This window comes from Rhizobium sp. BR 314 (genome assembly GCF_047445805.1).
Classification (GTDB): Bacteria; Pseudomonadota; Alphaproteobacteria; order Rhizobiales; family Rhizobiaceae; genus Rhizobium; species Rhizobium lusitanum_B.
In genome coordinates this window covers 162,653-169,895 of record NZ_JARWLA010000013.1, presented here as the reverse complement: position 1 = coordinate 169,895, position 7,243 = coordinate 162,653, and the positions used below count along the sequence as shown (strand labels likewise).

The window sequence follows — 7,243 nt, the reverse complement described above, 5'->3', positions numbered from 1 at the left end:
GTTGACAAGAAGTCGGTTCAGGAAGAAATCGGCCAGCTGCAGCAGCAGCTGCAGAGCGTTGCCCAGTCGGCTTCGTTCAACGGCGAAAACTGGGTCATGGCTAAGAACGGTGGCTCGGCCTCGGTCGTCTCCTCCTTTATCCGCGGCACCAACGGCACGGTTTCGGTCAGCTCGACCAACTACAAGTTCGACACCGGCGCGACCGGTAACGTTCTGTTCGGCGCGAACAACGGTGCGATCGACACGGCATCGGGCATTCTCGGCAGCAAGACGTCCATTGGCGGCACCCAGTATTCGGTCTTCAGCCTTGACATCAGCAAGATGACCTCCGGCCAGATCTCCAGCGCCCTGAACATGGTTCAGACCGCTCTGAACTCGATCGTCAGCATGAACTCGCGCCTCGGCTCGATCTCGGCTCGTATCAACCTGCAGACGAGCTTCGCTTCCTCGCTCTCCGACTCGATCCAGTCGGGCGTTGGCAAGCTGGTCGATGCCAACATGGAACAGGAATCCAGCAAGCTGTCCGCTCTGCAGACGCAGCAGCAGCTCGCCGTTCAGTCCCTCTCGATCGCCAACTCCTCGAGCCAGTCGATCCTGTCGCTGTTCAAGGGCTGATGAGGAGCTTCGGCGTCTGCCGCCGAGTGACACGCAGAATAAAGATTTCACCGCGCCCTCCTCGAAGGCGCGGTTTTCTTTTTGGCTCTCATGATGATGGTCCAGGGCAAGTATGCTACAGAGTGAGCGAATACACGCTGGGTGTGCCACGCCATGATTCGGTCTTCGATCTTACTGCCAAGCTTGCCATTCTCAATCGATACCGCCCTCTTGCGATTGTTGATCGCGTGAGACAGTGACACAGTCCCGACATGGCCGCTATTTCCACGACGATGATCTCTACGCGCGCGACGGCATTTCAGGCTGAAGAGATGGTGCGGGCATTCAAGGCTCATCCGGCATCGGCATTGATCGGCAATCTGGATACGATCGTGACGATGGTCCGAGCCGGGTCGCAGCTCTTGCCACTCACGATCAATGATTGGCGACGGTCGCCAACCTGCTATCTTTGCTGTCCAAGCGTCGCCTATATCGACTATGCCCGCGAGGAGCTGCGCAATCTGGCCGAAAGCCCGGCCACGATGCAAATACTGAACGGCTTTCTGAGGCTTGCGATGCCCTTGATGCAAGCGACAGGGTTCGATCATCAGGTTCAGCCCAACAACTGGCTGATGGCAACCAACATCGGCTGCACTCTCGGTTGTCTCGAGATCCAGCAGGTGACACAGGAACTGCTCACGTCCCATCCGGGCAAGGCGATCGTCTGGCGCTCGCTGAACGACGTCAGCGATCGGCCAACAATTACCGACTTCCGTGCCTGCGGTTACGGGCTCTATCCAGCTCGGCAGGTCTACCTCTTTGACTGCCGCAAAGAGCAGGTGCGGGTCCACCGCGATGAAAGGCGCGACATGGCGCTTCTGATCCAGCACGACCTCACCGTCGTCGAGCACCAAGACATTGCGCCCGCGGATTTTCAGCGTATCGAGCTGCTTTACGCGAAGCTCTATCTCCAGAAATATACCAGCTTGAATCCTCAATACTCGGCCTTGTGGCTGCAACAGATGTATGAGGCTGGCATCCTGCAGTTTTGCGGTCTCCGCAATCGCGACGGGCAGCTCGACGGCATCATCGGCTTCTTCGATCGAGGTGACGTCATGTCGGCGCCGGTGGTCGGCTACGACACAACAATCGACGCGAAGGCTGGCCTCTATCGTCGCCTGATGGCGATCGGGTTGCAGCGCGCCAGGGAACATCGGCTGCTATACAACATGAGCGCTGGAGCGGCTTCATTCAAGCGGAACCGTGGCGGCGCTCCCGCGATCGAGTATAGTGCAATTTACAATCGACACTTGTCATGGAAGAGCCGTGGCGCCGCGGCAATTGTGCGGACCATACTGCAAAAAGTAGGCATCCCGATCATGAGGAACTACAGGCTTTGAGCGATCAGAAAATCGAAGGATGGGTCGCGATCGCCCAATCAAGGGCGGTCCGCAATAAGCCCCTGCGGGTATTGGTGGGGGGCAGGGCATTTGTCCTGTTCCGTGCGGATGGCAAGCTCCATTGTCTGGCGGATATCTGCCCGCATCGCTCAGCGCCTCTGTCGCATGGGCGTGTTGTCGATGGTGCAATCGAATGTCCCTATCACGGTTGGCGGTTCGATGGTGCCGGGGCATGCAAGGCCATGCCGGGCCTGGTCGGGGCGATCCCTCGGACACTTGTGCCATCCTATGGCGTTTGCGAGAAAGACGGGCTGGTCTTCTTTTCGGCACACGCCGTCGATGCGATCCCTTATACCACTGTGCTTGCTGCAGCCGATACGGTGTCGATGACGGTCGAAAGCCGGGTCACGTCGTCGCTGGCCGAAGTGGCTGAAAACATTCTGGACGCGACGCACACCCATTTCACGCATAGGGGGATTTTACGGGGGTTGAGCGCCAAACGTTACCGGGTGACCGTAACCGTGACCGGTGGCGACGGTTGGGTCGAGGCGCGCTATGTGGGCGAGCCGAAGCAAGAAGGGCTTGTCAGTCGGCTTCTTGAAGGCGAGCGCTCGATCAGCATCGGTCGTTTCCGCTATCCTGGCATCGCCGAGCTGGAATTCTGGGGTGCGAAGTCGATCAACCTGGCGACGACCTTTCACCTGCGTCAGGAAACCGACGACATGGTGCACGGCTTTGGTATTCTGTCTGGTCCGCGGCAGCGGAACTTCGGTTATCTGAAGGCGCTCTTATTCAAGCCGTTCTTCCGCATCGCCCTACGCCAGGACCAGCATATTCTTCACGCAGCTGAAAAGAACCGCAGGCTGTTTGGTCAACGCCGGCCGATGATTGGACCACTCGACATCATGCGCACGCATATCGATGCCATTCTCGCGGGACAGAGGCCTGACGTTGCTGAAAAGCCGACTGTATTGGTGATGGAACTCTAAGGCGGATCTTCTATCTGCCGAGTGGTTCGCCGTTCCATTCGATATCGGCAGTTGCTGCAGCTTTGAGCCCGGTGCGTCTGAGGGCTGCGACGCAGACTATTTCGGCCAGAGCCTGCAGTTGCGCTCGCAGCATCGATCGATCGCCGGGCCAGGCTGCGATATCGCCCATGCTGCGGAAATCGCCGAACCATCGCCGGAGCGCCCGGTCGCGTATAGCCGCCGGTAGACCGTAGCAAAGCATTGCGAGCGGCAGCGTCATCGCTCCGGTCAGCGACGCATTTGCCGAATGACCGGCAACAAGGGCTTCTGCGAGACCGTCCGCAGCGCCGAAATAGTGCAATCCGCTTGTCGCTCTTGGATTACACTCGATAACCGACAACCGGCCCTGGGCGTCATGACGGAAATCGAAGGAGATCTGGCCAGTCCACCCATTCGCGCCAACGAAGCCGGCCACGAAACGACGGATATGCGGGTTGCTAACAGGTTCGAAGGCAAGGCTTGCACCTTTACCGGCCCTATAGAGCGGCCGGTAAGCCTGCAGGGCCTGAATTTCTCCGTCTCTTGCCAGTGCCCAACAACACAGCTCTTCCCCCGGCAGGAAGGTCTGTGCCACCCAGGGATCGGTCCGCGAGGGCAGAATTCGGTCGAGTTCAGCGGATCTGGGCCTGATCAAGACGCGCTCTGCAAATCGCGACCAGACCGGTTTGAAGACAAGATCCTTACTTGCACTCCGACAGGCGTCAAGGTCGCTCGAATTGCGCAGCAGCGTTGTCTTCGGTGGATCTGCACCGAAGCCTGCCGCTATCATGGCAAAGCTATATTTGTCGTGCACGCGGGCGAGGAGTTGGAGGGGCGGTGCGACAAGCGGTATCACGGCGCCAATTTCGTCACGAGCAGCCGCCAGAAAGAAGATTTCCTCGCAGGTCGGAAGGACGAGATCGCAATCATAGTCTTTGACGACGCGTTCAACGGCCTTGGCATAGGTCTGAAGCGCATTGCGAGGCTCGGGCAGTCGAACGTAGGCGGCCTTGAAACGCGTCGCCCGCGCCATCGCAAAGCGATGGCTATCGGCAAGGATGACGCGATTGCCCGCCATGTGCAGCAGCCGCGCCCAGTGCAGAGCAACCGGTGCACGTGCGCCGGTAATCAGAACGGTCTTCATTCGCTGCTCCTTGGGGCATGCCACCGCCGCTCCACACGGCGCAGCTTAACGGCAGGCGGTAACAGGATCCGTTTCTCAGTCGAGATGTGCGGTTGGGTGCCGAGTTTCTGCAGGAGCCGCGCAAGCGCCATTTCTGCGGCAATGACAGCGCCCGGCGAGACCGTATCCGGCAATATCAACTGCAGCTCGTCAGGTCCGGTCTGGAGAAGGCGGAAATCGGTGATACTTCGATCTGAGTCCAGAATTGCGTTGCGAAGCACATCGGGCGTGACCGGAACAGACCTGGCACCCGGCGTCCGCGGAAGTTCGAAAATGTCATCGCAGCGGCCGATGACTTCGGCCACGGCACGCAGGGGCGAGCCACAGGAACAGGCTCCTGTCCGCATGCGCAACAGGTCGTTCATCCGGTAGCGGGCGACCACTTGTGTCCGGCGGGTAAAGTCGGAAACGACCGGTGACACGAGGTCACTATCCGGCACGGGCTGCAATTCGAAATGCATGACATCCTCGGCAAGATGCAAGGTGCCGTGAGCGCAGCTGGTCGCAAGCAGACCTTCAGTCGCCATGTAGATCTCACCGAGCTTTGTTCGGTAGCGTCTCTCGATGACTTCTCTGTCGACAGGATCCAGGATCTCGGCGGCGCTGAAGAGCCGTTTCGGCGCTAATGTGTGGTCCTGCTCAGCCAGCCAACGCAGAACTTTCGGCGGTGCAATGATGGTGTCCGGCGCAAAGCCGACAATCTCCGGCGCGATTGCTGCCACGCCTCGGCGCAGATCGAAAAATTCGAGATTGAGCCGCCTTGTCCGATTGGCTGAATCATAAAGCGCCGTGTGCAGCGGCAGGATCAGCGCGATCCGTGCCGTCTCGAAGGGAAAGGCGGGGAGCAGCTTGCCAAGCATCACGCCCAACCATTCGTATCGTTCGGCATTGGTGATGACGAACAGTCCGCGATTGCCGCTGGTTCCGGTGCTGGCGCCGATAATATATCCGTCTCGCTGTTGGTTGCTGTTGAATAGCCGCCAGCCTTCGGCACTTGACAATCCGGCGCTGTTGAACTGCTCGAACGCCGCCATCACGATCGATTTGTCGACGATCGGTAAGTCGTCGAGTTCGTCAACGTTTCGGTCGCGATAGTAGCCCGTCGAGCTCACGGTATGGCGCAGCCAGCTGCGGATGCGTCGTCGTTGCCATTCTTCGACGTCGGCCCGCGTCTTCATACGGCGCGTCAGCAGGCGCGTGCGCACAAATGACGCGATCAGCCGCAGAATGGGAACGGGCTGGCGGACAAGCCTCATGACCGCTCTCCGCCAAAGGCGGTGGGATTGGATGGTTCGTGGCAAAGTATGACCCTGCCGCCTTGCGCGGCGAAGCGTCTGACCTTCTCCATCGACACTGCCGCCGCATCGCGGTCGCTGTAGATCAGCCGCGCTGGCCCCGACGGAGCGCGCTCTTCGTTAACCGCACGAAGCAGCCATTGCGTATCGGTTGCGTAGAGCAATGCCGGCGACATGTTTGGCCAAAGCAATCCGAAATGGCCGAGTGCATGACCGGGCAGCGGCACGGCAAGACAAGAGCCATCCGCAAAGAGATCGTAGCCGTCCCCAAGAGCATAGGGGAGGGCGACCGATGGCCGGCTATCGACAGAGATCAACCGATCGCGAAAATCCGCGGGAAGCAACTCCGGAAAAAAGCCGTTATGCAATTGCTGCCGGTAAGTCATGGCGGACAGTCTCGCGTAGGCCGCTCCATCTGCGAGGAACCGAGCTCTGGGAAAATCACAAAGGGCGGCGATGTGGTCCGCATGAAAATGCGTGACGATGATATAGGTGACATCCTCCGGTCCGATCCCTTGGTTTCCCAGAGTGGCGACCGGGGAGGCCTCCTCGATAAGGCGAGGTCTCAGAATAGCGTTATAGAGCTTCATGGCCCGGGAGCGCTCGCGGCCCTCGGTGATGCGTTTGGTGTATCCCGTGTCGATCAGCACTGCTCCAAGCTGGGGATGGCGCCACAGTCCGTAGCGCACCGCGATGTCGATGAAGGTCCATCGTCCGCCACGCAGGACCAGTCGCTCGGGCGCGCGTATGACGGCACCGTTGATAAACAAGGGACCGCTCATCGCCCGGCACCTCCGCGGAAGGTTCGAGCCAGCCCTTCCGCAAAACGGATCTGCGGCCGAAAGCCGATTTCCCGCCGCGCCGCCGAAATATCGAGCGTCTGCGTGAAGGCGAGAATGCCAAGAGCATAGGCGGTAATGACCGGTTCCGGCCTGTTGCGCTGCAGCCGGGCTATCGCCTCCGCCAAGCGCGCCGCACTTAGCGCCAACGGCCAGGGGATGGTTTGCCACCGAACCGCAATTCCAGCCTTTGCCGCGACACTTTCGATGATGAGGCGCAAGGGCAGGGCTTCATCTCCAGCGATATTGTAGATCCGCCCGGCGATTTGTGGCGAGGCTTCTATCGCGCAGAGGATCGCCTGCGCGACATCGTCGACATGGGTGAGGTTGGTGGACGCGCGGCCACCACGCAGCAAAGGCAGCGGACCCTTTGCCGCCGCCCTGATCAGCCTTGGCAGTAGCGCTACGTCGCCAGGTCCGTAGATGGCGCGGGGCCGCAAGATGATCGGGGAGAGATCGGACGCCGCAAGCACATCGCTCTCGGCGATTTGTTTGCTGTGGGCATAGGCGTTGACAGGTTTGGGAAGCGGGGCGTCCTCGTGTAGGTCCGCCTGATCACAAAATCGGAAGGTGACGCTCGGCGACGAGATGAAGACGAAACGGCGTACACCTGCTGCCCGCGCCATCGCCATCGCATGGCGGGTGCCCGCAACATTTGCTTGCTGGAAAGCCTCTCTCAAACCCCAGGCCGACGAGAGCCCGGCCGCATGGACGAAGATATCGGCACTGCCGAGCTCATTCAGTACGGATTCACTTGGCGATTGAGTGACATCGACGCTGACAAACCGCGTTCCACCTGTCTCGAGATCACGACCCTTATCGGTATTTCGGCCAAGGCCGACCACGTCATGGCCAAGCTCCCGCAACAGGGTGCAAAGCCTGCCTCCCAGAAATCCCGTTGCGCCGCTGACGATCACCCGCATGG

The 7,243-nt window shown here is 59.9% G+C and carries 7 protein-coding genes; 3 read left to right on the top strand and 4 right to left on the bottom strand.

Annotation, left to right across the window (positions count from 1 at the left end):
* The 3 genes from QD461_RS18280 to QD461_RS18270 form a co-directional block, all read left to right on the top strand.
* Positions 1 to 615 (top strand): flagellin (locus QD461_RS18280; protein WP_414089019.1); only part of this gene is annotated, 615 nt, incomplete at its 5' end.
* A gap of 251 nt (positions 616 to 866) precedes the next feature.
* Complete coding sequence (locus QD461_RS18275; protein WP_414089018.1) at positions 867 to 1,994, top strand: GNAT family N-acetyltransferase; 1,128 nt, start codon at positions 867 to 869, stop codon at positions 1,992 to 1,994.
* Positions 1,991 to 2,983, top strand: coding sequence for a Rieske 2Fe-2S domain-containing protein (locus QD461_RS18270; RefSeq protein ID WP_414089017.1), 993 nt, complete (start codon positions 1,991 to 1,993; stop codon positions 2,981 to 2,983). Before QD461_RS18275 ends, QD461_RS18270 begins: the two co-directional genes overlap by 4 nt.
* Positions 2,984 to 2,993: 10 nt before the next feature.
* Here QD461_RS18270 and QD461_RS18265 read toward each other — a convergent pair whose 3' ends face one another.
* The 4 genes from QD461_RS18265 to QD461_RS18250 are packed head-to-tail and all read right to left on the bottom strand — an operon-like array spanning position 2,994 to position 7,241.
* Positions 2,994 to 4,145, bottom strand: coding sequence for a hypothetical protein (locus QD461_RS18265; RefSeq protein ID WP_414089016.1), 1,152 nt, complete (start codon positions 4,143 to 4,145; stop codon positions 2,994 to 2,996).
* A complete protein-coding gene (locus QD461_RS18260; protein WP_414089015.1) occupies positions 4,142 to 5,440 on the bottom strand; it encodes a F390 synthetase-related protein in 1,299 nt (432 codons plus the stop codon). The genes QD461_RS18265 and QD461_RS18260 overlap by 4 nt, the downstream gene beginning before the upstream one ends.
* Positions 5,437 to 6,261 carry an MBL fold metallo-hydrolase gene (locus tag QD461_RS18255; protein ID WP_414089014.1) on the bottom strand — a complete coding sequence of 275 codons (825 nt, stop codon included), beginning with the start codon at positions 6,259 to 6,261 and terminating at the stop codon, positions 5,437 to 5,439. The genes QD461_RS18260 and QD461_RS18255 overlap by 4 nt, the downstream gene beginning before the upstream one ends.
* On the bottom strand, positions 6,258 to 7,241 hold the full coding sequence (locus tag QD461_RS18250; RefSeq protein ID WP_414089013.1) for an NAD-dependent epimerase/dehydratase family protein: 984 nt from the start codon (positions 7,239 to 7,241) through the stop codon (positions 6,258 to 6,260). The genes QD461_RS18255 and QD461_RS18250 overlap by 4 nt, the downstream gene beginning before the upstream one ends.
* Positions 7,242 to 7,243: the final 2 nt, after the last annotated feature.

Bases quoted from the DNA above. Each gene is read 5' to 3' on its own strand.
- QD461_RS18265 (WP_414089016.1), bottom strand. From the start codon at position 4,145: ATGAAGACCGTTCTGATTACCGGCGCACGTGCACCGGTTGCTCTGCAC.
- QD461_RS18255 (WP_414089014.1), bottom strand. From the start codon at position 6,261: ATGAGCGGTCCCTTGTTTATCAACGGTGCCGTCATACGCGCGCCCGAG.
- QD461_RS18250 (WP_414089013.1), bottom strand. From the start codon at position 7,241: ATGCGGGTGATCGTCAGCGGCGCAACGGGATTTCTGGGAGGCAGGCTT.
- QD461_RS18260 (WP_414089015.1), bottom strand. From the start codon at position 5,440: ATGAGGCTTGTCCGCCAGCCCGTTCCCATTCTGCGGCTGATCGCGTCA.
- QD461_RS18275 (WP_414089018.1), top strand. From the start codon at position 867: ATGGCCGCTATTTCCACGACGATGATCTCTACGCGCGCGACGGCATTT.